Origin of the sequence: Pseudomonas sp. BP01, assembly GCF_022760795.1 — a bacterium.
GTDB classification, from domain to species: Bacteria; Pseudomonadota; Gammaproteobacteria; order Pseudomonadales; family Pseudomonadaceae; genus Aquipseudomonas; species Aquipseudomonas putida_Q.
This window is the reverse complement of record NZ_JAFBKA010000002.1, coordinates 1-25,807: the sequence shown is the minus strand read 5'-3', so window position 1 is coordinate 25,807 and position 25,807 is coordinate 1. Positions and strand designations below refer to the sequence as shown.

The 25,807-nt window shown below is 63.4% G+C and carries 25 protein-coding genes; 12 read left to right on the top strand and 13 right to left on the bottom strand.

Going from position 1 to position 25,807, the window contains the following annotated elements; genetic code table 11:
• The first annotated feature begins 186 nt into the window (after window positions 1-186).
• A complete protein-coding gene (locus JOY50_RS02235; RefSeq protein WP_132839857.1) occupies window positions 187-1,560 on the top strand; it encodes an 8-oxoguanine deaminase in 1,374 nt (457 codons plus the stop codon).
• A gap of 121 nt (window positions 1,561-1,681) precedes the next feature.
• Window positions 1,682-3,187, top strand: coding sequence for a nucleobase:cation symporter-2 family protein (locus JOY50_RS02230; RefSeq protein WP_138736720.1), 1,506 nt, complete (start codon window positions 1,682-1,684; stop codon window positions 3,185-3,187).
• 175 nt (window positions 3,188-3,362) lie between these two features.
• Here JOY50_RS02230 and JOY50_RS02225 read toward each other — a convergent pair whose 3' ends face one another.
• The gene (locus JOY50_RS02225) at window positions 3,363-4,094 is read right to left on the bottom strand and encodes an SDR family oxidoreductase (protein ID WP_041168078.1); all 732 of its coding nucleotides are present in this window, start codon (window positions 4,092-4,094) and stop codon (window positions 3,363-3,365) included.
• A gap of 122 nt (window positions 4,095-4,216) precedes the next feature.
• Between JOY50_RS02225 and JOY50_RS02220 the strand changes: the two genes are divergently transcribed.
• A complete protein-coding gene (locus JOY50_RS02220; protein WP_132839853.1) occupies window positions 4,217-4,990 on the top strand; it encodes a LysR family transcriptional regulator in 774 nt (257 codons plus the stop codon).
• A 26-nt stretch (window positions 4,991-5,016) separates the two neighbouring features.
• Here JOY50_RS02220 and JOY50_RS02215 read toward each other — a convergent pair whose 3' ends face one another.
• Both JOY50_RS02215 and JOY50_RS02210 read right to left on the bottom strand, forming a co-directional pair.
• Window positions 5,017-6,426, bottom strand: a complete 1,410-nt coding sequence (locus JOY50_RS02215) for an MFS transporter (protein ID WP_259374835.1) — start codon at window positions 6,424-6,426, stop codon at window positions 5,017-5,019.
• Window positions 6,427-6,475: 49 nt separating this feature from the next.
• Entirely contained in the window at window positions 6,476-6,967 is a 492-nt protein-coding gene (locus JOY50_RS02210) for a GNAT family N-acetyltransferase (protein ID WP_243054692.1), read from the bottom strand.
• A 119-nt stretch (window positions 6,968-7,086) separates the two neighbouring features.
• Here JOY50_RS02210 and JOY50_RS02205 point away from each other — a divergent pair, with 119 nt between their 5' ends.
• Complete coding sequence (locus JOY50_RS02205) at window positions 7,087-7,677, top strand: biliverdin-producing heme oxygenase (protein WP_243054691.1); 591 nt, start codon at window positions 7,087-7,089, stop codon at window positions 7,675-7,677.
• A 145-nt stretch (window positions 7,678-7,822) separates the two neighbouring features.
• Here the strand turns inward: JOY50_RS02205 and cydB are convergent, their stop codons facing one another.
• Genes cydB through JOY50_RS02185 form a run of 4 tightly spaced genes read right to left on the bottom strand, consistent with a single transcriptional unit; the run spans window position 7,823 to window position 12,744 of the window.
• Window positions 7,823-8,830: a cytochrome d ubiquinol oxidase subunit II gene (gene cydB / locus JOY50_RS02200; RefSeq protein ID WP_243054690.1), complete on the bottom strand. Its 1,008-nt coding sequence runs from the start codon at window positions 8,828-8,830 to the stop codon at window positions 7,823-7,825.
• A gap of 14 nt (window positions 8,831-8,844) precedes the next feature.
• Complete coding sequence (locus JOY50_RS02195) at window positions 8,845-10,266, bottom strand: cytochrome ubiquinol oxidase subunit I (protein WP_243054689.1); 1,422 nt, start codon at window positions 10,264-10,266, stop codon at window positions 8,845-8,847.
• A gap of 2 nt (window positions 10,267-10,268) precedes the next feature.
• On the bottom strand, window positions 10,269-10,745 hold the full coding sequence (locus JOY50_RS02190; protein ID WP_243054688.1) for a DUF934 domain-containing protein: 477 nt from the start codon (window positions 10,743-10,745) through the stop codon (window positions 10,269-10,271).
• On the bottom strand, window positions 10,735-12,744 hold the full coding sequence (locus JOY50_RS02185) for a DUF2849 domain-containing protein (protein WP_243054687.1): 2,010 nt from the start codon (window positions 12,742-12,744) through the stop codon (window positions 10,735-10,737). The genes JOY50_RS02190 and JOY50_RS02185 overlap by 11 nt, the downstream gene beginning before the upstream one ends.
• A 168-nt stretch (window positions 12,745-12,912) precedes the next feature.
• On the opposite strand from JOY50_RS02185, the gene JOY50_RS02180 reads away from it, so the two are divergent.
• Both JOY50_RS02180 and JOY50_RS02175 read left to right on the top strand, forming a co-directional pair.
• A complete protein-coding gene (locus JOY50_RS02180; protein ID WP_259374834.1) occupies window positions 12,913-14,319 on the top strand; it encodes a PLP-dependent aminotransferase family protein in 1,407 nt (468 codons plus the stop codon).
• Window positions 14,320-14,484: 165 nt separating this feature from the next.
• Entirely contained in the window at window positions 14,485-14,859 is a 375-nt protein-coding gene (locus JOY50_RS02175; RefSeq protein WP_243054685.1) for a hypothetical protein, read from the top strand.
• A 141-nt stretch (window positions 14,860-15,000) separates the two neighbouring features.
• Here JOY50_RS02175 and JOY50_RS02170 read toward each other — a convergent pair whose 3' ends face one another.
• Window positions 15,001-15,156, bottom strand: a complete 156-nt coding sequence (locus tag JOY50_RS02170; RefSeq protein WP_243054684.1) for a DUF2986 domain-containing protein — start codon at window positions 15,154-15,156, stop codon at window positions 15,001-15,003.
• Between the two features lie 204 nt (window positions 15,157-15,360).
• Here JOY50_RS02170 and JOY50_RS02165 point away from each other — a divergent pair, with 204 nt between their 5' ends.
• The 3 genes from JOY50_RS02165 to JOY50_RS02155 all read left to right on the top strand — a co-directional run bounded on the left by JOY50_RS02165 (window position 15,361) and on the right by JOY50_RS02155 (window position 19,517).
• A complete protein-coding gene (locus tag JOY50_RS02165; RefSeq protein WP_243054683.1) occupies window positions 15,361-17,115 on the top strand; it encodes a phosphoethanolamine transferase CptA in 1,755 nt (584 codons plus the stop codon).
• A 208-nt stretch (window positions 17,116-17,323) separates the two neighbouring features.
• On the top strand, window positions 17,324-17,992 hold the full coding sequence (locus JOY50_RS02160) for a TetR/AcrR family transcriptional regulator (protein WP_243054682.1): 669 nt from the start codon (window positions 17,324-17,326) through the stop codon (window positions 17,990-17,992).
• Between the two features lie 10 nt (window positions 17,993-18,002).
• Window positions 18,003-19,517, top strand: a complete 1,515-nt coding sequence (locus JOY50_RS02155; protein WP_243054681.1) for an MDR family MFS transporter — start codon at window positions 18,003-18,005, stop codon at window positions 19,515-19,517.
• An 18-nt stretch (window positions 19,518-19,535) separates the two neighbouring features.
• On the opposite strand, the gene JOY50_RS02150 is transcribed toward JOY50_RS02155, so the two are convergent.
• Genes JOY50_RS02150 through JOY50_RS02135 form a run of 4 tightly spaced genes read right to left on the bottom strand, consistent with a single transcriptional unit; the run spans window position 19,536 to window position 22,946 of the window.
• A complete protein-coding gene (locus JOY50_RS02150; RefSeq protein WP_138736724.1) occupies window positions 19,536-20,072 on the bottom strand; it encodes a membrane integrity-associated transporter subunit PqiC in 537 nt (178 codons plus the stop codon).
• A gap of 11 nt (window positions 20,073-20,083) precedes the next feature.
• The gene (locus tag JOY50_RS02145) at window positions 20,084-21,724 is read right to left on the bottom strand and encodes an intermembrane transport protein PqiB (protein ID WP_243054680.1); all 1,641 of its coding nucleotides are present in this window, start codon (window positions 21,722-21,724) and stop codon (window positions 20,084-20,086) included.
• On the bottom strand, window positions 21,724-22,353 hold the full coding sequence (locus JOY50_RS02140) for a paraquat-inducible protein A (protein WP_132839831.1): 630 nt from the start codon (window positions 22,351-22,353) through the stop codon (window positions 21,724-21,726). The genes JOY50_RS02145 and JOY50_RS02140 overlap by 1 nt, the downstream gene beginning before the upstream one ends.
• On the bottom strand, window positions 22,350-22,946 hold the full coding sequence (locus JOY50_RS02135; protein WP_132839829.1) for a paraquat-inducible protein A: 597 nt from the start codon (window positions 22,944-22,946) through the stop codon (window positions 22,350-22,352). The genes JOY50_RS02140 and JOY50_RS02135 overlap by 4 nt, the downstream gene beginning before the upstream one ends.
• Window positions 22,947-23,095: 149 nt before the next feature.
• Here JOY50_RS02135 and JOY50_RS02130 point away from each other — a divergent pair, with 149 nt between their 5' ends.
• A complete protein-coding gene (locus JOY50_RS02130; protein ID WP_132839826.1) occupies window positions 23,096-23,569 on the top strand; it encodes a YMGG-like glycine zipper-containing protein in 474 nt (157 codons plus the stop codon).
• Window positions 23,570-23,617: 48 nt separating this feature from the next.
• On the opposite strand, the gene JOY50_RS02125 is transcribed toward JOY50_RS02130, so the two are convergent.
• Window positions 23,618-24,523: a LysR family transcriptional regulator gene (locus JOY50_RS02125; RefSeq protein WP_016500346.1), complete on the bottom strand. Its 906-nt coding sequence runs from the start codon at window positions 24,521-24,523 to the stop codon at window positions 23,618-23,620.
• 215 nt (window positions 24,524-24,738) lie between these two features.
• Here JOY50_RS02125 and JOY50_RS02120 point away from each other — a divergent pair, with 215 nt between their 5' ends.
• Together JOY50_RS02120 and JOY50_RS02115 are read left to right on the top strand one after the other, a co-directional pair.
• Window positions 24,739-25,125, top strand: coding sequence for a VOC family protein (locus JOY50_RS02120; protein WP_132839824.1), 387 nt, complete (start codon window positions 24,739-24,741; stop codon window positions 25,123-25,125).
• Between the two features lie 29 nt (window positions 25,126-25,154).
• Complete coding sequence (locus tag JOY50_RS02115) at window positions 25,155-25,724, top strand: hypothetical protein (protein WP_132839822.1); 570 nt, start codon at window positions 25,155-25,157, stop codon at window positions 25,722-25,724.
• The last annotated feature ends 83 nt before the right edge of the window (window positions 25,725-25,807 follow it).

Genomic DNA, 25,807 nt, shown 5'->3' with positions numbered 1-25,807 from the left:
GCTCCGGTAAAGATTCTGCCAGTCTATTGGTAAATAAAATTCCTATTTTTGGTTATTTTTCACGAATTGAATGAAGCCAAATCATTAATTGCACTTGAATGTATACAACTTGCAGCGTTCCTGATTACATTATCCCTCGCCTACGACCTCGGTAATCGCCAAGGCGTATTGCAACGGGCTTAAGCCATGTTATCCGCAACCGTTAAGAAAACCCTCCTAGTCAAAAACGCCGCACTTCTGGTCACCATGGACGGCCAACGCCGCGAGATCAAAAACGGCGGCCTGTACATCGAAGACAACCTGATCACACAGGTCGGCCCCACCGATACCCTGCCACAACAGGCCGACGTCATCCTCGACATGGCCGGCAAAGTGGTCATCCCAGGCCTGGTCAACACCCATCACCACATGTACCAGAGCCTCACTCGCGTGGTGCCGGCAGCCCAGGACGGCGAGCTGTTCAACTGGCTGACCAACCTGTACCCGATCTGGGCGCGCCTGACCCCCGAAATGATCGCGGTGTCGACCCAGACCGCCATGGCCGAGCTGATCTTGTCCGGCTGCACCACTTCCAGCGACCACCTGTACATCTACCCCAACGGCTGCAAGCTCGACGACAGCATCCATGCCGCCGCCGAGATCGGCATGCGCTTCCACGCCGCACGCGGCAGCATGAGCGTGGGCCAGAGCCAGGGCGGCCTGCCGCCTGACTCAGTGGTGGAAAGGGAAGCTGACATCCTCAAGGAATCCCAGCGCCTGATCGAGGACTACCACGATGCCAGCCACGGCTCGATGCGCCGCATCGTGGTAGCCCCCTGCTCGCCGTTCTCGGTCAGCCGTGACCTGATGCGCGAAGCCGCCGTGCTGGCACGCCAGTACGGGGTGTCGCTGCACACCCACTTGGCCGAGAACGTCAACGACATCGCCTACAGCCGCGAGAAGTTCGGCATGACCCCTGCCGAGTACGCCGAGGACCTTGGCTGGGTCGGCCACGATGTATGGCATGCCCACTGCGTGCAGCTCGACCAGCACGGCATCGAGCTGTTCGCCCGCACCGGCACCGGCGTCGCCCACTGCCCATGCTCGAATATGCGCCTGGCCTCGGGCATTGCCCCGATACGCAAGATGCGCGACCACGGCGTACCGGTGGGCCTTGGGGTCGACGGCTCTGCCTCCAACGACGGCGCCAGCATGATCGGTGAAGTGCGCCAGGCCCTGCTGCTGCAGCGAGTAGGCTTCGGCCCCGACGCCATGACCGCGCGCGAAGCACTGGAAATTGCCACGCTCGGCGGCGCCAAGGTGCTCAACCGCAATGACATCGGCGCCCTGGCCCCGGGCATGGTCGCCGACTTCGTCGCCTTCGACCTCGGCCACGTCGCCTATGCCGGTGGCCACCACGACCCGCTGGCGGCACTGGTGTTCTGCACCCCGACCCAGGTGCACACCAGCGTGATCAACGGCCGCGTCGTGGTGAAAGACGGCCAGCTGGCCACCGTCGACCTGCCACGCGTGCTGGAGCGCCACAACCAGTTGGCACACCAGCTGGTCAGCGGCAACTGATGGACCCGGGCTGCTGCGGCCAAGGCCGGTTGCAGTAGCCCACACCTCCCATTCAAAACTCAACGAATGCGACTGAGACCGTGCTGTTAGACGCATAAAATAACAAAGCGAGCTACTCACCATGACTTCTCCCGCTTCACCTCGTCCGGAAGACGAGAACCTCGGCGTGGGCGCCAACCTGGCCTATGGCCTGCAACATGTACTGACCATGTACGGCGGCATGATCGCCGTACCGCTGATCATCGGCCAGGCCGCAGGCCTCAGCGCTGGCGATGTCGGCCTGCTGATTGCCGCCTCGCTGTTCGCAGGGGGCCTGGCAACATTGCTGCAGACCTTGGGCATTCCCTTCTTCGGTTGCCGCTTGCCGCTGGTGCAGGGGGTTTCCTTTGCCAGCGTCGCCACCATGGTTGCGATCATCGGCAATGACGGCACCGGCGGCATGCAGGTGGTGTTCGGCGCAGTGATCGTGTCGTCACTGGTCGGCCTGCTCATCACCCCGCTGTTCTCGCGCATCATCAAGTACTTCCCGCCCTTGGTGACAGGCATCGTCATCACCACCATCGGCCTGACCCTGATGCCGGTTACCGCGCGCTGGGCCATGGGCGGGAACAGCCAGGCCGCTGATTTTGGCAGCCCGGCGAACATTGGCCTGGCGGCGTTCACCCTGGCCTCGGTACTGCTGCTGAGCAAGCTGGGCAGTGCCAGCCTGTCGCGCCTGTCGATCCTGCTGGCTATCGTGATCGGCACGCTGGCAGCGATGGCCACCGGCATGGCCGATTTCTCCCAGGCGCTGCAGGGGCCGTGGGTGGCCATGCCCGAGGTGCTGCACTTCGGCGCACCGCAGTTCCAGGTGGCGGCGATCCTGTCGATGCTTATCGTCATCGTGGTGACCATGGTCGAGACTTCGGCAGACATCCTGGCCGTGGGTGAAATCATCGGCACACCGGTCGACTCCAAGCGCCTGGGCAATGGCCTGCGTGCCGACATGATCTCCAGCGCCCTGGCGCCGTTGTTCGGCTCGTTCACGCAAAGTGCCTTTGCGCAGAACGTCGGCCTGGTCGCCGTGACCGGGGTGAAGAGCCGCTACGTGGTGGCCAGCGCCGGCCTGATCCTGGTCACGCTGGGGCTGCTGCCAGTGATGGGCAGGCTGGTCGCCGCGGTGCCTACTGCCGTGCTCGGCGGTGCCGGGCTGGTGCTGTTCGGCACGGTCGCGGCCAGCGGCATCCGCACCCTGGCCCAGGTGGACTACCGCAACAACATGAACCTGATCATTGTCGCCACCTCGATCGGCTTTGGCATGATCCCGATTGCGGCGCCGGGCTTCTACCACCACTTCCCGACCTGGTTCGAGACCATTTTCCACTCCGGCATCAGCTCGGCGGCGATCATGGCGATTCTGCTCAACCTGCTGTTCAACCACCTGCGCGCCGGCAACTCCGATCAGCAGTCGGTGTTCGTCGCCGCCAGCGAACGCACCCTGCGCTACCGGGATATCGCCGGGCTGAATGAAGGGGATGTGTTCCGTGATGGCAAGCTGTATGACCGCGATGGCAACGAGGTGCCGATCATGGAGCCTGATGAGGGGCACTTCAAACCGGCCAAAGCGCCAGTGGCGCACATGCACTGACAATACATCCCTTAAGCCTGGCGCGGTCTCCTGTAGGACCGGCCTCGTGTCGCGATCGGGCTGCGCAGCAGCCCCGGCAATTGCTGCGTTGACGGGCAATCCTGGAGCCGCTGCGCAGCCCGATCGCGACACAAGGCCGCTCCTACACAAGGGCAGCGTCAGCCTATCGGGCCAGTCATTGCTGCTGGCGAGTAGCGCACACCACGATTTCGCGGATGCACACGGACTGCGGCTGGCCATAGGCAAAGCCGATGGTCTCGGCAATGGTCTCGGCCGTGAGCACCCCACCCATCTCCTGCTTCCAGTCGTTGTAGCCCGCCTTGATGGCGGCATCGGTCGTGTGGCTGAGCAATTCGGTATCGACTGCACCCGGCTCGATGGTGATCACCCGCACATTGCTCGGTGCCAGCTCTTCTCGCAGGTTTTCCGACAGGCCGGTAACAGCAAACTTGGTGCCGACGTAGGCGACATGGTTGGGGAAGGCCTTGCGCCCGGCCACGGAACTGACGTTGATGATGGTGCCCTGCCTGCGCTCGACCATACCGCTGGCGACCGCATGAATGCCGTTGAGCAGGCCGCGCACGTTCACGTCGAGCATGCGGTCCCACTGCTCCGGGTCCTGGGTGGCGATACTGCCCAGCAGCATCACCCCAGCATTGTTGATGATCGCGTCCACCGGGCCAAACCGTGCTTCGCCCTCGGCGACGGCTGCCAGCACGGCAGCGCGGTCGGTGATATCGACCGCCAGTGCCAGGGTATTGGGCAGCTGCAGTTGCTCCATCGGCGCCAGGCGCCGGGACAGCAGCAACAGGGCGTGGCCACGGCTGGACAGCAGCTTGGCGGTGGCCAGGCCAATACCGGAGCTGGCACCGGTAATGACTACCAAAGGTTTAAGGGTGTTAGTCATGGTCACCATACTGTTATCCGATTTGCCTATGGGTAAGAAGTAGAGCGAGTATAGAAGCTGGTTTTTCTTGCGAAAAATGGGAAATTCTTTTCGCAGCCATCGGCATCACTTATGGGTAACCCATGGATTATCGTCAGCTTCGCGCCTTCATCGCCGTGTTCGAAGAGCGCAACATTACTGCCGCCGCGCGTTCGATACACCTTAGCCAACCGGCGCTTTCCGGCAGCATCCGGGCACTGGAGCAGGCCTTGGGCACCACGCTGTTCGTGCGCCAGGCCCGCGGCGTCGAGGTGACCGAGGATGCCCGCGCGCTCTACCCCGAAGCGCAGCGCATGGTCGCCGACGCCAATCGCCTGCTCGGCCGCTTCAAGGGTGATCGTGAGCGGGCGCCGTTGCAGATCGGCGTGGAGCAGGATGTGAGTGCGGCGGTACTGGGCAAGGTTGTACTGGCAGCCGCTGCCATGCAGCCCCCGGTGCGCTTGCAACTGGCGACCGGCTGCATGGGCGCGGTGCGCCTGGCCAGCGAAGAACTGCGCTGTGAGGATGAGTTGTTTCTGCCGCTGCACAGCGACCCGTTCGTGCTGGCGGTTGCGCAGCAGGCAACCACCGAAGCGCGCTGGATCACCTGCCCGTCACAGCCCAGCCATCAGCGCCTGCAACCTTTCTACAGCGGTATTCTGGTGGCAGAGGCAGACACCTTTACCCTGGCCCTGGAGCTGGTCACGGCGGGGCTAGGTGCCGCGATCGTGCCAGAATCGCTGGCCACCGAGCACTCCGGCGTGCGCATCGAGCCCCTGCCACAGCTTGACCTTCGCCGGCGCATCGGCCTGTGCTACTCGGCCCAGGCGCTGGCGCTTGATGGCGTTGTCAAGCTACGCGATACGTTGCAGGGTTGAATGGGGTGCGAAGCAGGCCCATGGTCTCAGGTACGCAGCACTTGTTCCCCGGCATTGCTCGGCAAGCGCATGGCATCCGCCAACGCCACGCAGGCAATCAACGCAACGCCAATCAACGCCCAGTGGAAGTCGCTGACTGTCATCTCGGCTTCGCCGCGCACCATCATCGCCACGCGCAACAGCAGTGCCACCACAGCCACACCCAACGCCATCGCCAGCTGGAAGCACATGCTGAACAGCGTCGAAGCCTCGCCCATCTGCTGGTTGGGCACATCGGCAAAACCGACAGCGTTGTACGTGGTGAACTGCATCGAGCGCGAAAGCCCGCCCACGAACAACACCACGGCCATCCAGTACCACGGCATGCCTTGCTGCAAGCCCAGGCAGGCCAGAATGCAACCAACGCCAATCAGCCCGTTGACCAGCAACACGCGGCGGAAACCATAGCGGCGCAGCAACCTGGTGGTAAATGGCTTCATCGCCAGGTTGCCGGCGAAGATCGCCAGTACCAGCAGCCCGGCATCCACCGGCGACAAGCCGAAACCAATCTGCAGCAGCAACGGGATCAGGAACGGCAAGGCGCTGATCGACAGGCGGAACAAGGTACCGCCAACGATGCTGACCCTGAACGTGGGGATAGACAGGGTATTCAGTGGCAATAGCGGCGAAGGATGGCGCCGGCAATGGCGAATTGCTAACCAGGTCAGCAAGCCCCCCAGCGACACCAGTGCCAGCCCGGCGCCCAAGCTGCCACCCGCCAGCGAGCCAAGCATTTCCAGACCGACCAGCCACGCTGCACAAGACGATGCCAGGAAAACGAACCCCAGCGTGTCGAAACGGCGTTTTTCATCTGACCGCGCATTCGGAATCAGCACCCAGGCAGCCGCAATGGCCAGCAACCCGAGGGGGATGTTCAGGTAGAAGATCCAGGGCCACGACCAATGCGTGACGATCAGGCCGCCGAGTGGCGGGCCCAATACTGGCGCCACCAGGCCGGGCCAGGTGATCACTGCGAGCATTTTCACCAGGTCCTTCTTCTCGGTCGTGCGCAGCACCACCAGCCGGCCCACCGGTACCATCAGGGCACCGCCAATGCCCTGAAGCACCCGGGCGGCGACGAAGGTTTCCAGGGTCGGGGCCATGCCGCACAACAACGACGCCACGGTGAAGAGGCCGATGGCCCCGGCAAATACCTGTCGCGGGCCGAAACGGTCGGCCACCCAGCCACTGAGCGGAATGAACACCGCAACTGCCAGCAAGTAGGCACTGATGCCGATGTTCAGGCTGACAGCGCTTTCACCGAAGTCACTGGCCATTTGCGGCAATGCCGTGGCAATCACGGTGGCATCGAGGTTTTCCATGAAGAAGGTGATAGCCACCAGCAGGGCGATGCAGGTGGTTTGGCGGGAGGTGTAGACGGCTGCCGGGTTGGCCAAAGCTTCAGGTCCTTCTGATAGGTGAGTGCGGCTCAAGCAAGCCAAGGTTTCAGAGGACCATGATCATCTCATGCCAGGCCATGCCGCCATGATCCGACGGCGACGGTTTCACGTATTGGTACCCCATCTTCTGGTACAGCGCCACATGCTGCTGCTTGCACATCAGGTGAATGGTCTGCTTGCCCGATGCTTTCATGCGGGCGATGAATTCGTCCATCAAGCGCTTGGCGTAACCTTTGCCCTGGTGCGCCGGGCCCACCACCACCGACATGATCACCACGTTCGGTGCTGCCGGGTCATGGCCGATCAGTTCCTTGAATTCTTCATCAGACATGACGACTTCGTGGGCGCAACCGCTATTGATGAAGCCAACGATCTCACCTGCGTTTTCCAGGATCAGGAAGCCTTGCGGATACTGCGCGATGCGGGTGCGAATCTTCTCCAGCGTGGCCGCTTCATCCCCTTCATAGGCGCCGATTTCAATGGCGTAGCAGCGCTCGGCGTCTGCAACAGTGGGGGTGCGGAACTGCGTGGTATTCATGGCTGACTCCTTGGAAACGTGAAAGCGTCAGGCATGGTAAACCAGTAGCGTTGTGCTTGCTGCCTACCTGGGATGGCACGCATCATGGGCGTATTGCCTACTCGCTCACGGACACACCTATGACCGCTGCCCCACTCCCTCTCACAGAGCCAGGACGCTGCAAACGCCTGAAAGCGGCCAGCAGCAGTGACCATGACAACGTCGACGAACTGGTGATGGCGGCGCGGCCTTTCGAGAGCCGTGAGCGTTATGGCCACTTCCTGCAGGTACAACACCGCTTTCACGGCAGCCTGCTGGCGGTGTATCAGGACGAGCAGCTGAACCGGTGGCTGCCGGGGCTGGTTGAGCTGTCGCGTTTTGCCGCAGTCGAGCAAGACCTGCTCGATCTGGGCCTGCCGCTGCCAACGTCTCCCCAGCCGGTCAGTGCCAGCCCCGCCCAGGCCTTGGGGTGGCTGTATTGCAGTGAAGGATCCAACCTGGGCGCGGCGTTCCTGTTCAAGCACACTCAGCGCCTGGGGCTGGATGGAGAACAGGGCGCTCGACACCTGGCGCCGCACCCGGATGGTCGTGCACTGCACTGGCGCGAGTTCGTGGCCAGGCTTGATGGCCTGGTGCTGGATGAGGGGGAAGAAGCAGAAGTTGTGACGGGGGCGATTGCTGCGTTCGGCAGTTATCGGGCACATTTGCGTGAGGTATTCGCACAGATATAACGGAGTGGCATGGCACCGGCTGCGCCGGTGTTCGCGGCTGAAGCCGCTCCCACAGGTACTGCATAAGCCTGAAGCCAGTGCTGTACCTGCCGGCGCCGCGAAGGAGGTAACACAGGGCCTCACACCCTGTGCTACACACCAGACTTCAATGGTACCCTTCGCCGTCCTTGACCTTGCCGCGAAACACGTAATACGACCAGGCCGAATAGCCGAGGATGAACGGGATGATCAGCAGCGCACCGACCAGCGCGAAGCCCAGGCTCTGGGACGGCGCTGCGGCTTCCCAGATGGTCAGGCTGGGCGGCAGCACATACGGCCAGATGCTGATCACCAGACCGGTGAAGCCGAGGAACACCAGCAGCAGCGACCAGACGAAAGGCCCGGCATGCGGTGCGCCGCGCAACGACCTGAGGATCGCCCAGGTGGCCACCAGCACCAGCACCGGTACCGGCAGGAAGAACCAGAAGTTCGGCAGGCTGAACCAGCGCTCGAAAATGGCCGGGTGGGTCAGTGGCGTCCAGATGCTGACGATCAGCATCGCCGCCACCGTCGCCAGGGTAATCGGTGAGCACGCGCGAATGATGCTGGCCTGCAACCGGCCTTCAGTCTTCAACACCAGCCAGGTGGCGCCCAGCAGCGCATACGCCACCACCACCCCGACCCCGCAGAACACGTTGAATGGTGTCAGCCAGCTCATCACACCGTTGGTGGCCACGCCATCGACAATCGCATGCCCTTCGATGAACGCCCCCAGCATCACCCCCTGGAAAAACGCCGCCGCGTAGGACCCGCCCGTGAACGCCTTGTCCCAGAACGGCTTGTGCGCCTCATCGGCCTTGAAGCGGAACTCGAACGACACACCACGCCAGATCAACCCGGCCAGCAGGCCAAGCGCGGGGATGTACAGCGCACTGAGCAAGATGGCGTAGACCTTGGGGAACGCCGCCATCAACCCTGCCCCACCCAGCACCAGCCAGGTTTCGTTGCCGTCCCACACCGGCGCCACGGTGTTGACCATGGTGTCGCGGTGGTCGCGGTCGGTGATGAACGGGAACAGGATGCCGATACCCAGGTCGAAACCGTCCATGATGACGTACATCATCACGCCAAAGCCGATGATCAGAAACCAGATCAGCGGAAGATCAATACCCATGACAACGTCTCCGGTCAGTCAGTGTAATTGGGCGAATTTGGATACAGCGGGTCGTCCACTGCCGACAACGGGCGGGCGGGCCGCTGGTTGGCCGTCACCGGCTGCTCATGGTCGTCGTGCGCCTGCGGCCCCTTGCCCACCAGGCGCAGCATGTAGGCGACGCCAGTGCCGAACACCCCGATGTACATCACCACCAGAACCACCAGGCCCACCGACAACGTCAGCGCAGAGTGGTCTGAAACTGCGTCCTTGGTACGCATCAGGCCGTACACCACCCAGGGCTGGCGGCCGATCTCGGTGACGTACCAGCCGGCCAGCAAGGCCACCAGGCCCGAGGGCCCCATCCACAGGGCAAACCGCGCCAGCCCCCGCGACTCGTACAACCGCCCACGCCAGCGCTGCCAGGTGCCATACAGGCCAAGCACGACCATCAGCAGCCCCAGACCGACCATGACCCGGAAGCACCAGAACAAAATGGTGGCGTTGGGGCGGTCCTCTTTCGGGAAGTCCTTCAGCGCAGGGATCTGCCCGCGCAGGCTGTGGGTCAGGATCATGCTGGCCAGGTTAGGGATCTCGACCTTGTAGCGGGTGGTTTCCGCTTCCATGTCCGGGATGCCGAACAGGATCAGCGGCACGCCCTGCCCCGGGGTGTTGCTCCAGTGGCCTTCTACTGCAGCAATCTTCGCGGGCTGGTGCTTGAGCGTATTCAGGCCATGCACGTCACCGATCACCACCTGCAACGGCGCGGTGAACAGCAGCATCCACAGGGCCATCGAGAACATCCGCCGCACCGCCGGGGTGTTGTTGCCGCGCAACAGGTGCCACGCTGCCGAAGCACCGACGAACAACGCGGTCGACAGCATTGCAGCCGTGACCATATGGGCCAGGCGGTACGGGAACGATGGATTGAAGATGATGGCGAACCAATCCACCGGCACCACCACGCCATTGATCACTTCATGCCCTTGCGGAGTCTGCATCCAGCTGTTCGATGCCAGGATCCAGGTGGCGGAGATCATCGTGCCCACAGCCACCATGACGGTAGCGAAAAAGTGCAAGCCCCGGCCGACCTTGTGCCAGCCGAACAGCATCACCCCGAGGAAGCCCGCTTCAAGGAAGAAGGCCGTCAGCACCTCGTAGGTCAGCAACGGGCCGGTGATGCTGCCAGCGAACTGCGAGTAGAAGCTCCAGTTGGTGCCGAACTGGTACGCCATGACCAGCCCCGAGACCACGCCCATGGCGAAGTTGACGGCGAAGATCTTCGACCAGAAGTGGTACAGGTCGAGGTAGGCGTTGTCTTTCTTCCACAGCCACAAACCTTCCAGAACCGCCAGGAATGCCGCAAGGCCAATGGTGATGGCGGGGAAGATGATGTGAAAGGTAATGGTGAAACCGAACTGTATACGGGCCAGCTCCAGGGCTGTAAGGCTGAACATGGCTATGCCTCGCTCCGTTGGGAAAGACGTTGCAGCAGGGTGCGTGGACGGGCCTGTTGATGGGCGGCCGCGGCGTCCTGCCAGCGCTGCGCCGGCACGCTGGTCGACACCCGTACGCTGGTGAACCCACACTGCAACAACATGGCGAACTGGTCGGGCAGCAAAGGCCCGGTGGCGCGCAGGTCACCGCTGAAGCCGTGGCGCTCGCGCAGCAGCCTGGCAAGGGTGAAGCCGCGGCCATCACGTGACTTGGCGAACTCGACCACGATCAATGTCAGGTGGCCGAGCAACGGCAGCACCTGCACCGGGTCCTGGTCGGCGGCCAGCCACAGGCCTTCAGCCGGTTGGCCAAAACGCATGTGGTAGTCATCCCACTGCTGCGGCTGCAGCACGGTTTGCGGGGCGTAGGTCGGCAGCGTTTCACCCTCCAGGTAGCGCCAGCTGTCGGGCTGAACCCGGCCATCACGATCAACGAGCATCACGCAACACCTCCTTGAACGGCTCGATACCGACGCGGCGATAGGTATCAAGGAAGCGCTCGCCGTCCTCGCGCAATTGCAAGTAGATGCCAACGATCGCCTCGACGATGTCGGGCACCTCCTCGAAGGGCACCGAACGGCCCAGGATGGTCCCGACCGCAGCGTCTTCTTCGGCGCTGCCGCCCAGGGTGATCTGGTAGTTTTCGTGGCCGGCCTTGTCCAGGCCGAGGATGCCGATATGCGCCACATGGTGGTGGGCGCAGGCATTGATGCAGCCGGAGACATTGAGTTTCAGTTCGCCGATGTCCTGTTGCCGGGCCGCGTCGAAACGCAAGGCGATGCGTTGGGCGACCGGCACTGAACGGGCAGTGGCCAGGCTGCAGTAATCCATGCCCGGGCAGGCGATGGCGTCGGACAACAAACCGATATTGCTGGTCGCGAGCCCCACCTGGCGCAAGGCCTGCCATACGCTGTACAGGTCGCCCTGGCGGATGTGCGGCAGCACCAGGTTCTGCTCGTGCGACACGCGAATCTCGTTCAGCGAGTAGGCCTCGGCCAAATCGGCCAAGGTGAGCATTTCCTCGGCGCTGATATCGCCGGGGATGCCACCTGGTGGCTTCAGCGAGATGGCCGCGCTGATGTAGCCACGCTGTTTGTGCGGGTGGGTATTGGTGCGTACCCAGCTGGCGAACGCATTGTCGTCGGCCCGCGCACGCAGGAAGCTGTCACACAACCCGGGCAGCGCCTCGAAGGCCGGCTGCACGAAGCGGGCACGGATACCTTGGACGAGGGCCGGCTCCAGGTACTGGTGATCCGTCGGCAGGCTGGCGAACTCGTGCTCGATCATTTCAATGAAACGGCCGGGCTTGAGCTCGCGCACCAGTATCTTGATGCGCGCCTTGTACAGGTTGTCGCGCCGGCCCAGGGCGTTGTAAACCCGCAGGATGGCTTCGACATAACGCAGCAGTTCGCGCTCGGGTAACCACTCCCGCACTCGGGTGCCAACAATCGGCGTACGCCCTAGGCCGCCCCCGGCATACACCTGGAAGCCCACCTCACCCTGCGCATTGCGCTGCGCCAGAATGCCAATGTCGTGGAAGCGTACAGCGGCACGGTCCTTGGGGCTGCCGGTTATGGCGATCTTGAACTTGCGTGGCAGGTAGGTGAACTCGGGGTGGTCGGTGGACCACTGCCGGAGGATCTCGGCATGCACCCGTGGGTCCAGCACCTCATCCTCGGCGGCCCCGGCAAAGTGGTCGGTGGTAACGTTGCGGATGCAGTTGCCACTGGTCTGGATGCAATGCAGGTCGGCATCGGCCAGTACCGACAGGATTTCTGGCGTGTCGGCCAGGCGCGGCCAGTTGAACTGCATGTTCTGCCGGGTGGTGAGGTGGCCGTAGCCCTTGTCATAGGTGCGGGCCACATAGGCCAGCTGGCGCAGCTGCACTGCGCTCAAGGTGCCATAGGGGATGGCCACGCGCAGCATGTAGCCGTGCAATTGCAGGTACAGGCCGTTCATCAGCCGGTACACCTTGAACGCCTCTTCGTCCAGCTCGCCGCTCAAGCGGCGGGCAACCTGCTGCTCGAACTGGCGGGCGCGGTCCTTGAGAAACTCACGCTCGAACGGGTCGTATCGGTACACCCCCGCCTGCCCCGCCGCCACCGGCAGCAGCGGGCGCTCGCCCTTGCCACCTTGCGGCGACGTGCCTGCGGCCTGCTTGCCGAGGTCGCTGCGTACTGACGGGCCACGCGAGCGCAACCGTTCACGCAGGCTTTTCGGCTCTGGCAGGCCATCCACCAGCCAGGCTGCACAAGGCGTCGGCGCAACCACCTGGTTGGCCCGCACGGCAGCCTCGGCGGCGAGGGTTGCCGGTACCAGCGTCTGCGTATCGAAGGCGCCGGCCTGTTGCAGTGTCTCTACCCATTCGTGCCTGGCATCAAGCCAGACCACAGCCCCATCGTCGAGGCGATTGGCGCAGATCAGATGACAGTCATCCATCAAACATCTCCATGACTGGCAGCCCGGAAGCGCTTATCGTTGCAACCCTGCCACGCCGTTCCGGTGCACATCAAATAAACCATACGCTTTCCATATTGTATGGATTTGTTAACAACCGTATGCCATGATATTCCTATGTGTATGGACTGACAACCGGGAGGAAGACCTATGCCTCTTGCCGAAACGCCAAGAGAAGCTGCTCAAATGCGCTGGACAAAGCCCTTAAAGCCAAAAGCAGGCCCGAGATACATACAGATCGCGGACATGCTCGCAGAATCCATACAGTCTGGAATTTTGCGGAACGGCGAACAAATTCCACCGCAACGTGCACTGGCTGCGCACCTTGGTGTCGACCTGACCACAGTGACCCGGGCTTATGCCGAGGCTCGAGACCGTGGCCTGATTGCCTCCTACAGTGGTCGCGGCTCGTTCATCCTGGGCGCCCGCGAAACCATGACGCCGGCAGCCATCGACCTGACCATGAACATCCCGCCGCAGCCGGCCAATGGCTCGATGGCACAACTTGTGAGCGCCGGGATTGAGCAGGTGCTGCAACGCAACAGCATCGAAGCACTGTCGCCCTATCAGGACGAACCGACCACCCGCTCGCTGCTGCAGGCGGCACAGGGTTGGCTGAAACCGGCATTGGGTGACCTGGACAGCCGCGGCCTTGCCCTCTGCTCGGGTTCGCAAGCGGCCATCTTTGCCATCCTCAGCACTCACACCCGCGCGGGCGATGCCATTCTCTGCGACCCACTCACTTACCCCGGCCTGCTGCTGGCCGCCCGGCAGCTGGGGCTGCGCATTGTCGCGGTGGCCAGTGATGCCGACGGCATGCGCCCCGACGACCTGGAGCAGGCCTGCCAGGAAAGCGACGCGCACCTGCTGTACCTCAACCCCACGTTCCACAACCCCACCGCGCACACCATGCCCGCAGCCCGGCGCCAGGCAATTGCCGAGGTGTTGATCAAGCGCGGTATCACGCTGATCGAGGATGACCCTTACCGTTATCTGCTCGACGACGCGCCGGCGCCCATCGCCTGCCTGACCGGGGGCGCCAATACGTACTACCTGGCGTCGCTGTCCAAGTGCCTGTGGCCAAGCCTGCGCACAGCCTTTGTGCTGCCACCGCGTGGCGACGACGGGCAAAGCCTGCTCAATGGCTTGCGCGCATCGAGCATGGGCTGCTCGGCCTTGCTGCTGGCGCTGGTCGAACAGTGGATCCGCAGCGGCACCGCCGGGGAGCTGGTCCAGGAAATCCAGCGCGAAGCCCGCGCCCGCCAGCATCTGGCACGCACGCTGTTGAGCCATGAGTTCCAGGCCCACCCCACCGGGCTGCACCTGTGGTTGCAGCTGCCAGCGCACTGGCACCAGGATCGGTTTACCCAGGCCCTGGAGGATGTGGGGGTGAGCGTGGCCGGTGCGGACTCGTTCAGCGTGGCAACGCAGGGGCCGGATGCCGTGCGCATCTCGCTGGGCGGGGCACCGGATCAGGCCCTGCTGGGGCAGGCGTTGCGCAAGGTGGAGGGGCTATTGAAGGAAGACCGCCGCCGTGGCGGGCGGGCGTTTGTGTAAAGGGGTGATCAGGCGTCAAAAGTTCTACAAGTTGTTGCTGCAGCGAACTTTTTCCCGTTTACCGGTCTATCTGGGAGGCACAGAAAGGTAGCGGCACGCGAGACAAGGTTCGCCCCACACCTGCTGGCCAGATGGCTCAATTGTTATCAGAGGTTGGCTTCGCTCATGAAAATACATGTCGCAAGGTTGGTGCTGCTCGGCCTGTTCTCGTTCGCGGCGGTGGGCACGGCATCGGCAACTCAAATGAAAGCACCGGTGGCACCGGCGCCGGCCGTTCAGTCACCGTTGCAGCCTGCCGGCAATCCCTGGTCGAGGGTGGCCAGCGTGGCCGATGCACAGCCGGCCACGCTGCTGGCGCACGACGACGACCGCTGGCATGACCACAGAAGCGACTGGCGCCGTGAGCAGTGGCGGCGCGAGCAAGCCCGGCGGGACTGGGAGCGGCGGCGTGACTGGGAACGGCGCCGCGATTGGGAGCGCCGCCATGAGCGGGCCATGCACCAGCGCCACCATGACGAGCACCGTTACTACCGCCGTTGAAGCCGACGCGATCCCTGTAGGAGCGGCCTTGTGTCGCGATCGGGCCGCAAAGCGGCCCCACAATTTCAATATTGATGCATAGATCGCAGGGGCCGCTCTGCGGCCCGATCGCGACACAAGGCCGCTCCTACACGGTCCGTTTCAATCGGCCAGCTGAGGAGTATCCTCCGACGCCTCTGCCTCCATCTTCAAGCGGTCAGCCTTGCAGATGTACTTGGGCTTGCGCGGTGCCAGTTTGGCATTGGCCTTTTTGGCATGCGCCTCCAATAGCTGCTTGATCTTCTTGCGACGGTTCATAATCCACAGGGCCTTTCAGTGCAGTTTTGCTGACCACATCATACCCGTGTGGTCTGCGCATTGCGCCAGTAAACATGGCGCCGGGTTACCCGCCGGCCCCTATTCCTCGCCACCTTGACGTTATTTTCACACGCCGCAGATTAGCGTCACGCCCTTTCCGGTCACGGGCACATCCGCTGGCCGCCAAGGTACGACGAGGCATACGTGTCACACACTACATCCCCCGCCGCGCACACGCGCGTGGACTGGGCCGGCCTGGGCTGGCTTTTGCTGTTCTTCTGGTACTTCTCCGGCGTCACCCAGGCGTTGCTGCTGTTCAGCGGCACTACCGGCTTCGCCGGTTTTCGCGATGCGTTCTTCCTCAGCAGCCTGTGGCTGGCCCCGGTGCTGCTGCTGCCCCGCTTCACCCGCGCCACGGCGGCCGTCATCGGCCTGGTGCTTTGGGCTGCATCGTTGGTGGGCTTGAGCTACTTCGGCATCTATCGCCAGGAGTTCTCGCAAAGCGTCATCTTCGTCATGTTCGAGTCCAATACCGCCGAAGCCGGTGAATACTTCAGCCAGTACTTCAGCGTGTGGCTGGGCCTGGCGCTGCTGTTGTACACGCTGGTGGCGGTGCTGCTGTGGAAGCGCGTGCGCCCGGTCACCCTGCCCCTGCGCAGCCGCCTGCCGGTGGTGGCGCTGTTGCTGGTCGCCAACCTGGTGTACCCGTTCTACAAGCAGATGGTGACCCAGGAGCGCAACTTCGCCGATGCCGCCGAAAAAGTGCAGCAGCGCATGGAGCCTGCAGTGCCCTGGCAACTGCTGGTCGGCTACCGTCAGTACCTTCAGCAACTGGACAACATGCAGAAGTTGCTGGCGCAGAACGCCGCGTTGCCGCCCCTGCAAAACCTGAGTGACAGCAGCGGTACGGCGCCACGCACGCTGGTGCTGGTGCTGGGCGAGTCCACCACCCGCGAGCACATGCACCTGTATGGCTACAACCGCGACACCACGCCCAACCTCGACGCGCTGGCCGCCAGCGACAAGGGCCTGACGGTGTTCCGTGACGTGGTATCGCCGCGCCCGTACACCATCGAAGTGATGCAGCAGATCCTCACCTTTGGCAACGAGCAGAACCCGGACCGCTTCCTCACCGATCCATCGCTGATCAACCTGATGAAACAGGCAGGCTACAAGACCTTCTGGATCACCAACCAGCAGACCATGACCAAGCGCAACACCATGCTGACCACGTTCTCGCAGCAGACCGACGCGCCGGTCTACCTGAACAACCAGCGCAACCAGAACGCCAGCCAGTACGATGACGTGGTGCTGGCGCCGTTCGAGAAGGCCCTGCAGGACCCTGCGCCGAACAAGTTCATCATCGTGCACCTGCTGGGCACGCACATGGACTATCGCTTCCGCTACCCGAACGACTACGCGCACTTCACCGACAGCCAAGGCGTACCGAAAGAGCTGACGCCAGACCAGGTAGAAACCTACAACTTCTACGACAACGCGGTGCGCTACAACGACTACGTGGTATCAAGCCTGATCAAGCGTTACTCGGCCGGCAGCCCCAATGGTTTCCTGGTGTACCTGTCCGACCATGGCGAAGACGTGTACAGCTCCGGCAACCACGACCGCCTGGGGCGCAACGAAGGCGCGCCGACCCGGCCGATGTACACCATCCCGTTCCTGCTGTGGACCTCGCCCAGCTGGCAGGCCGAGCACCCACGTGATTTGCAGGCCATGGCCAACCGCGCTTACAGCAGCTCGCACCTGATCCATACCCTGTCCGACCTGGCCGGGCTGAGCTATGACCGCTTCGAGCCGGCCAAGAGCCTGGTGAGCCCGCAATTTGTGGTGGCACCGCGCTGGATCGGCGACCCGTACCGCAAGGATGGCTTGCGCGAGTTCGACCACCTGCCGCTGGACAAGCCCGAGCGGGTGCAGGAAACGGCCAGTAATCATCAGTAGCTCGTCACGTGTAGGAGCAGCCTTGTGCTGCGAAGCGGCCGGTATTGGAGCCATACGGATATGTGGCCTGTACCGGCCGCTTCGCAGCACAAGGCTGCTCCTACAAGAATCGCGATAGGCCGTTTGCCGTATAAATTAAATTTAAATTGATTTTAAATTAAGCCTCAGCCACGCTCTGCCCATATTCCCGGTTTGCAGAGTACCCACCATGTCCGCAGCCCCCCGCGAACCCCGCAAGGACGGCGCCGTCACCCGTACGCGCATCCTCGAAGCCGCCGGCGAGCTGTTCGCCGCGCTCGGCTATGCCGAAACCAGCAACAAGGCCGTCGCGGCCAAGGCCGAAGTCGACCTGGCCTCGATCAATTACCACTTCGGCAGCCGCAATGGCCTGTACCTGGCCGTGCTCGACGAGGCCCGCCAACGCTTCCTCGACCTCAGCGACCTGCAACGCATCACCCAGGGCAGCCAGACACCGGCCGAAAAGCTGCGCGTGCTGGTGGAACTGGTGGTGCACAAGGCCACCCAGGCCCGGGACAACTGGCATTTGCGGGTACTGGCCGCAGAAATCCTGGCCCCCAGCCCTCACGGCCAGCCGCATCTGCAGGCCGCCGCGCCACTGCGCCTGTCACTGCTCAAGGGGCTGTTTAGCGAGGTCAGCACCATCCCCGTCGACGAACCGGCCCTGACCCGCTGCATCCTGTGCGTCACAGCGCCGTGGGCAATGCTGCTGATCGGCCCGCGCGGCGGATCCGGGGCGCTGCACGAGATTCTGCAGATGCCCAGCGATGCCGTTGCAGCGCAGCTTTACCGCTTTGCCCTTGCAGGCCTGCAAGACGCTGGCCAGCAGCATGCCCAGGCCAACGCCACCCCCAGCTGAGGTAAGCACCGTGCAACCTGTATCCACTGATACCTCCCCCGCCGCAACGGACGCCCACACCTCCATCCCGCTGCTGCTGGCAGCCCTGATGCTGGTGATGTTCCTGGCCGCCCTCGACCAGACCATCGTCTCGACCGCGCTGCCGACCATCGTCAGCGACCTCGGCGGGCTTCGCTGGCTGTCCTGGGTGGTCACCGCCTACCTGCTGGCCTCCACGGTGGTGGTGCCGCTGTATGGCAAGTTCGGCGACCAGTTCGGCCGCAAGCGCGTGCTGCAGGTCGCCATCGTGCTGTTCCTGCTGGGCTCGGCCCTGTGTGGCGCAGCACAGGACATGGCCCAGCTGATTGCCTTCCGTACCCTGCAAGGGCTGGGGGGCGGCGGTTTGATGGTGGTGGCGATGGCCGCCATCGGAGATGTCATCCCGCCTGCCGAACGCGGCCGCTACCAAGGCCTGTTCGGTGGCGTGTTCGGCCTGGCCACGGTGGTGGGGCCGCTGATCGGCGGTTTCCTGGTCGAGCAGCTGTCGTGGCACTGGATCTTCTACATCAACCTGCCCCTGGGCCTGCTGGCGCTGCTGGTCATCGGCAGCGTGTTTCGCCCGCACGTGGCCCTGGTACGGCATACGGTGGACTACATCGGCGCATTCTTCCTTACCGTGGCACTGGCTGCCCTGGTACTTATCACCAGCCTCGGCGGCAGCCTGCTGGCGTGGCAGTCGCTGGACATGCTGTGCCTTTTGCTGTTTGCCCTGATCGGCCTGGTCGGCTTCGTTCTGGAACAGCGCCGGGCTGCCGAGCCGATCATGCCGCTGCACCTGTTCCGCCACCGCACCTTCGTGCTTGCCGGGCTGATCGGCTTCATCGTCGGGGTGTCGCTGTTCGGCGCAGTCACCTTCCTGCCGCTGTACATGCAGGTGGTGAAGAACGCCACGCCCACCAGTGCCGGGCTGCAGATGCTGCCACTGATGGGTGGCCTGCTGGTGGTGTCGGCGATTACCGGGCGGCTGATCAGCCGCTGGGGGCGTTACCGAGTGTTCCCGATCCTCGGCACCCTGCTGCAAGTCATTGCCTTGGGCCTGCTCAGCCGGCTGGAGCTGGACACCCCCATGGCGCTGATGAACCTGTACATGGGCTTGCTGGGTGCCGGCCTGGGTATGGTCATGCAGGTGCTGATCCTGGCCGTGCAGAACAGCGTCGAGTTACGCCACATGGGCGTGGCCACTTCCGGGGCCACGTTGTTCCGCTCGATTGGCGGCGCCATTGGTGTGTCGCTGTTCGGCGCCTTGTTCTCGCACAGCTTGCTAGGCGGCCTGGGCAGTGACTTCGCCGCCAGCGCCGGGGGGGCCGCGAGCCTTTCGCCGGCCGCTGTGCATGCCCTGCCCACTGCCCTGCAGCACAGTTACCTGCAGGCGTTTTCCGGGGCAATGCAGGGTGTGTTCCTGGTGGCCGGGGTGATCACCAGCGTGGCTTTCGCACTGTCGTGGCTGCTGCGCGAGGTGCCGCTACGCAAGGCCACGCAGGCGTGAACACAGGTCGACAGGCCTTCAGGCAGATGGCGAGCAGCTACCCCGAGCGGCACTACCCCGCACTGCCTCGGCCAGTTTGCGCAGGTTGGCCTGGTGCGCATTTACCAGGCTGGTGATGCTGTTGTCAGCCGCAGTCTGCACCGAGGTGCGGCAGGTCAGCTCAGCCTGCCCCACCAGCTTCAGGCGCCACACGGCTTGCAGCGAGGCATAGCGCCCCGGCACCGTATCGAAGCGCTGTACGTCCACCCGCACTGCCGCTTTGGCGTCACCCGCAGGCCCACCCAGCTGGTCTTGCAAGGCGCTGCGAAACTCATCCACCAGGTTGGCACCCCACCATTCCGTCTCCAGAATGGCCAGGCCACTCTGCCCTTGGCGCACCACCAATTGCGGGCGGTCCACCTGCGGCGGCACAACCACCCGGGTTACCTGGATGTGCTGGCCGCTGTCACGCATCGGCTCGTTCGGCACCAGCGTGTGGTAGTTGTTCGGCGTACTGCTGCAGCCCCCGAGCCACACCAGCAGGCTGGCCACACACACATTGCGCAGTCGTTGCATCGGCTGTCTCCTCAGGGTTCAAGCTCTGCGGCCCCGGCCGATTTCGGCCGCCCACGAATCAGCGACTCGGGGTGCCGGCCCAGGTAATCGGCAAGGTCACGCAGCGAACGCGACATGCGCTCCAGCTCGTCCAGCGTTTCACCCATTCGCTCGCGCTGCGGCGAGTCCTCGGAAATGGCCGCATTGGCCGTGCGCAGGGTCTTGTGCACTTCATCCAGCGCCACTTTCACATCCGGCAGCGTCTGGCCATTGAACTGCTTGAGGCTGGCGCGCAGCTCACGCAGGCTGCCGTCCAGGTTGCTGGCGATGCTTTCCAGCGGCAGCTTGGCAATGCGCTCGACCACCCGCTGCAGTTGCTCCTGCAACTGTTCCAGGCTGCCCGGCAAGGTGGGGATGGTGATGGGGTTGGCGGCCATGTCGAAGGCCACCTTGGGGGTATCCGGGTAAAAATCCAGGGATATGAACATCTGCCCGGTGATCAGGTTGCCGCTACGCGCCTGGGCCCGCAGCCCATGCTCGACAAAGGTGCCTATCAGCCGCCGCGCCCCATCCGCATCGCCCTCGGTGTGCTTGAACACCGCCAGCATCTTGCGGTGCACCGGCCCCAGCCGCTGCGGGTAGACCACCGCATCGACCACCACCGGGAAAGACTGCCGCTCGGCATCGTAGTCAAGCTTGATCGAGGTGACCCGGCCAAACTCCACGCCCTTGAACTCCACTGGCGCACCCACCGACAGGCCGCGCATGGCCTGGTCGAAGCGCAGCTGCAGGTATTGCGCCTGGCCATTGGGCGGGGCCAAGGCGGAGTCCCGGTCGGAAAACAGCTGGAAGCGGGCCTGGTCGGCAGCAGGCTCGGCCTGCGGGGCAAAATCGGGCGAGCCAAAGGCCAGCCCGCCCACCAGGATCGATGACAGCGATTCGGTATCGACTTTCAGGCCATTGGCGCCAATTTGCATGTCGACGCCACTGGCATTCCAGAAGCGGCTATCAGCGGTGACGAAACTGTCGTAGGGGGCCTGCACGAACACGCCAATCTCCACCCCTTTGCCATCGTCCTGCAGGGCGAAGGACACCACCTCGCCCACCGGGATCTTGCGGTAGTAGATCGACGAGCCGACATCCAGCGAACCCAGGTCGCTGGCGGTGAGGAAGAAACGCTTGCCCTTTTCGTCGAAGGTAATAGGCGGCGGCAGTTCCAGGCCGACAAAGGACTTTTCCGGTACTTTCGATTCGCCGGAATCAGCCCCGATGAAACTGCCCGACAGCAACGTATCCACCCCGGAGATTCCGCCCACGCCAATGCGCGGGCGCACCACCCAGAAGCGCGCCCCCTGAGTGGCGAACGCGCGGGCATCATCGGTCAACTGCACCTTGGCGACCACGCTTTTCTTGTCATCGGCCAAGTCCACCGTCGTGACTTCGCCAATCACCACGCTGCGGTACTTGACCTGGGTCTTGCCGGCCACCAGCCCCTCCCCCGAGTGGAAGGAAATGGCAATGACCGGGCCCTGCTGCATCCAGTTGCGCACCACCAGCGAAGCGCCAATCAGGATTGCCAGGATCGGCACGATCCACACCAGCGACACACTCCAGCGCCGGGTGCGTACCTCAACCTGCCCCGCGCCTTCGCGCTCGTCAGTCTGCTGCCCCATCAGTGCGGCCTCCCCTCGTTGGCATGGCTATCCCAGATCAGGCGTGGATCAAAGCTCATCGCAGAAAACATGGTCAGCACCACCACCATGCCAAAGAACAGGATGCCCACCCGCGGCTCGATGGTGCCCAGCCCGCGCAGTTGCACCAGCGCCGCCACCAGCGCCACCACCATGACATCGAGCATCGACCAGTACCCGATCAGCTCGACGAAGCGGTACAGCTGTGAGCGCTGCCGGCAGGCCCAGGTGGAACGGTGCTGGACGGTGAACAGCAGCAGGCCGAGCGAGAAGAACTTGATCGCTGGCACCCCCACGCTGGCAATGAAGATGATCAGCGCGATGTCCCAGGCGCCGGCCTCCCAGAACTCCAGCACACCACCCCCAATAGTGCTTTCGCTGCCACTGCCAAGCATTTCGGTGTGCATCACCGGCAGCAGGTTGGCAGGAATGTAGAACACCAGCGCCGCCAGCAGAAACGCCCAGCCCCGAGCGATGGCATTGGCCTTGCGCCGGTGGATGGCGGCGCCGCAGCGCGTGCACGTGTGTGCGCCACTGCGCAGATCACAGGCCTGGCCGCAGCCATGGCACAGGCGCAGCCCCAGTTGGTCGGCGTTGGCCGGGTAATTCATACCTGCACCCACAAGTCGCGAATGTCCTTGCCGGCAATATGGATGATCAGCATGCTCAGCGCCGCCAGGGCCAACAGGCCGATGCCGGGGATTACATCGAGCAGCCCGGCCAGCTTGATCACTGCCACCATGGCCCCCAGCAGGCACACTTCCAGCATGCTCCACGGCCGCAGGCTTTCCAGGCCGCGCATGCACAGGGCAAAACCGGGGGCACGCTGGCCGGCCAAGGCAAAACTCAACACCCAGCACAACATGGCAATTTGCAGCACCGGGGCAAAGATGATCGACAGCGCCATGACCAGGGCGATGAAGGTGATGCTGCCGTGGCTGAGGATCTGCACCGCATCCCATAACGTTGCCGAATGGGTGAGGCCCTGCATACCGATGGTCATCACCGGGTAGGCATTGGCGAACACCAACAGGATGCCGCCGGTCACACTCAAGGCCAGCCGCTGCTCGATGGTCAAAGACGTATGCCGGTACAGCACGCCGCCACAGCGCTGGCAAAGGGCGCGCTGGTGCTTGAGCAAAGGCGCACGCTGGTACACCGTGTCGCAGTACTCACAGATGATCAGATCCTGGGGCTGGGTCATGACGTGTCCACGGTTAGCTAGCCCGACGTGAGGGTCACATGCAATGGCGAACTCTGTTATCCGGTGTAGACCATGCAGATAAATACGCCATCCCCAACCGATGACGGACTATCCTGTGAAACGGGCTTTCTGCCCGGTGGAGGTGTGCCATGCGTACATTCACGTGGAGTTACCTGCTGGTGCTGCTGTGTGCCGCATCCGCAGCCCAGGCGCAGTCGGTAGTGCCGCTCAAGGGCCAGAGCAGCCAGCAGATGCAACTGGACATCAACGATTGCAATACCGTCGCTACCAACGCCGCGAACAGCACCGCGACGTCCAGCGAAGCCCATGTCGGTGGCCGGGTGCGTGGTGCGGCGGCAGGTGCCGCCGCCGGTGCCGTTGGCGCGCAAGTGCGCGGCAACCAGCACGAGGAGCTGTATGACCGGGCCAGTGACGATGCCAAACAGCAATACCGGCAGAACCGTGCCGGCGAAACGGCCGCTGCCGGTGCGGCGGTCGGCGGCATGCGCCAGCGTCAGGACCGGCGCCAGGATCGGCGCAGCGAAGGCGAGGCCAAAACCCAGGCCCATGCCAGTGCCTACAGCGGTTGCCTGCAAGGGCGCGGTTATCAGGTCACCCCTTGATCAGCGGGCACGCCATGCTCCTGGATCGCGCAGCATGGCGTGCCAGCCTCAGAACTTCGCCAGTTCTTCCCGACAGAACTCGACGAACAATTGCGCAGGCTTGGTCAGTTGCACCCGCTTCAACCACGCCGCCGCCAGCCCCGACAGCGCCACCGGCTCGGCGATATCCAGCAGGGCCAGGCGCTGGCCGTCGTAGGTGTATTCCGAATGCGGTCGGGTCACCAGCAGCGAAAAACCGAAACCCTGCCCGACCATGCCCCGCACCATCTCGATCGACGGCGAGCTGAAGACGATGTTCGGCGTCAGGCCCATCTCGTTGAACAGGCTGACGAAATAGGTACGGCTGGGGGCCACGTCCAGCAGGATCATCGGCTCCGGGCACAGGTCGCGTAGCGATACCTGGGCCTGGCCGGCAAAGCGGTGGTTTTCTGGCAGCAGCACGTAAGGCTTTTGCGGCGGCATCAGCGGCTCGGCTTCGATGGTGCCGTCCAGGTCATGATCGTAGAGAAACGCCAGATCGAACGTTCCGGCAGTCAGGCCCTGTATCAGCTCTTGCTGCTCGCCGTCGCGCAGGCGGATATCCACGCCTGGGTAACGCTGGCGAAAGGCGGCGATCAGGCGCGGAAGATACAGCGGTGCCACGGTTTCGAAACAGCCGATGTCGATCTGCCCGGCGACAGTGTCGTTGTCAGCCAGGGCGTTCTGCTCGAATTCGTGGGCCATCTGCAGCAGCGATCGGGTCTTGGCATAGAAGCGCTTGCCGCTGGGCGTCAGCGACACGCCCTGGGCGTGGTGGCGAATGAACAACTGCACGCCGAAGCTTTCTTCCAGGCTCTTGATGGCCGTGGAAATGGACGGCTGGGCGATGTACAGCTGGCGCGAGGCCTCGGCAACGCTACCGGCCTCCACGGTGGTGACGAAGTACTTGAGTTGTCGCAAGGTATAGGCAGCCACGGGCACCTCTTTGACGCCGGTTTGGGCGCGCAGGGATCATGCCTGACACTTTAACCCCGCTCGCTAGCGGACGGGGGCCAAGTGATGAAGGATTTACCTATGGCTTGAGCAGTTTTTTTGTAGAGCGATGACCCGAGCCCGGGAACAGGTGCTGGCCAAATACTCCCGAACGTCTTTACTGATACCCAACGGCCTCAGCATTACGGTGTACGCCTATGAAGATCGTGGTCACCAGCATTCTCGTCGACGACCAGGCCAAGGCCCTGGCCTTCTACCACTACGTACTCGGTTTCGAGCCCAGGCACGACATCCCCATGGGCCGGCACCGCTGGTTGACGCTGACCTCCCCCAACGATCCCAACGGCGTCGAGCTGTTGCTGGAGCCCGACGCGCACCCGGCGTCCAAGGTGTACAAGGCCGCTCTCAAGCAGGACGGCATCCCCGCCACTTCGTTTGGCGTACGTGATATCCAGGCCGAGTACACACGGTTGTGTGCAGCGGGCGTGCAGTTCACCCAGCCGCCCACCGACATGGGCCCCGTCATCGTGGCCGTGTTCGATGACACCTGTGGCAACCTGATCCAGATCGCCCAGAAACACTGACACCCCACGCGCACCAATAAGGAAAACAGATGCGCCACGAATTCAGCGAAGTACTCAACGACCTGGTCGATTACTTTCTGCTTGGCGATATCCAGCTGCTCGAGCGCTTCAAGCAAGAACATGCGCTACCGGACGACCTGGCCTACGCCTTCACCCATGGCGACAGCGGCGACAAGGCGGTGCGCGAAGGCATCGTGCTGCCGCTGGCCGGGGTCGACAACCTGCCCTACCGCATTCTGTTCACCCTCGATGGCCACACCCCGGCCCTGCGCGAAGCCGGCAGCCGCCTTAAGCACCGGCGCAATGGTTATGTGCTGCGGGTCGAGCACGGGGCGGTGATGCTGTACACCTGGCGCATTTTGCAGCATTTCACGCCCAAGACCCTGGGAGACCTGATTGCCCGCTACCAGGTGCCGGGGCGGCCGATCATCGAGCTGGACAATGGCTGGTATGACGTGGAGGTGCTGGCGGGGGCGGTGGTGCGCGACGGGCTGTACGAGCCGGCGTTCGAGTTCGTGTTGAAGAAGCGCTGGAGCCGGGGTGAGGCAGCGGGGGTGGATACCGGGTATGCCTTTGGCCTGCGTGGCTACTTCGACTGATTGATGGCCTGTGCCGGCCTCTTCGCGGGCTTGCCCGCTCCCACAGGTACAACACAGTCTGTGGGCTGGCTCTTATACATATA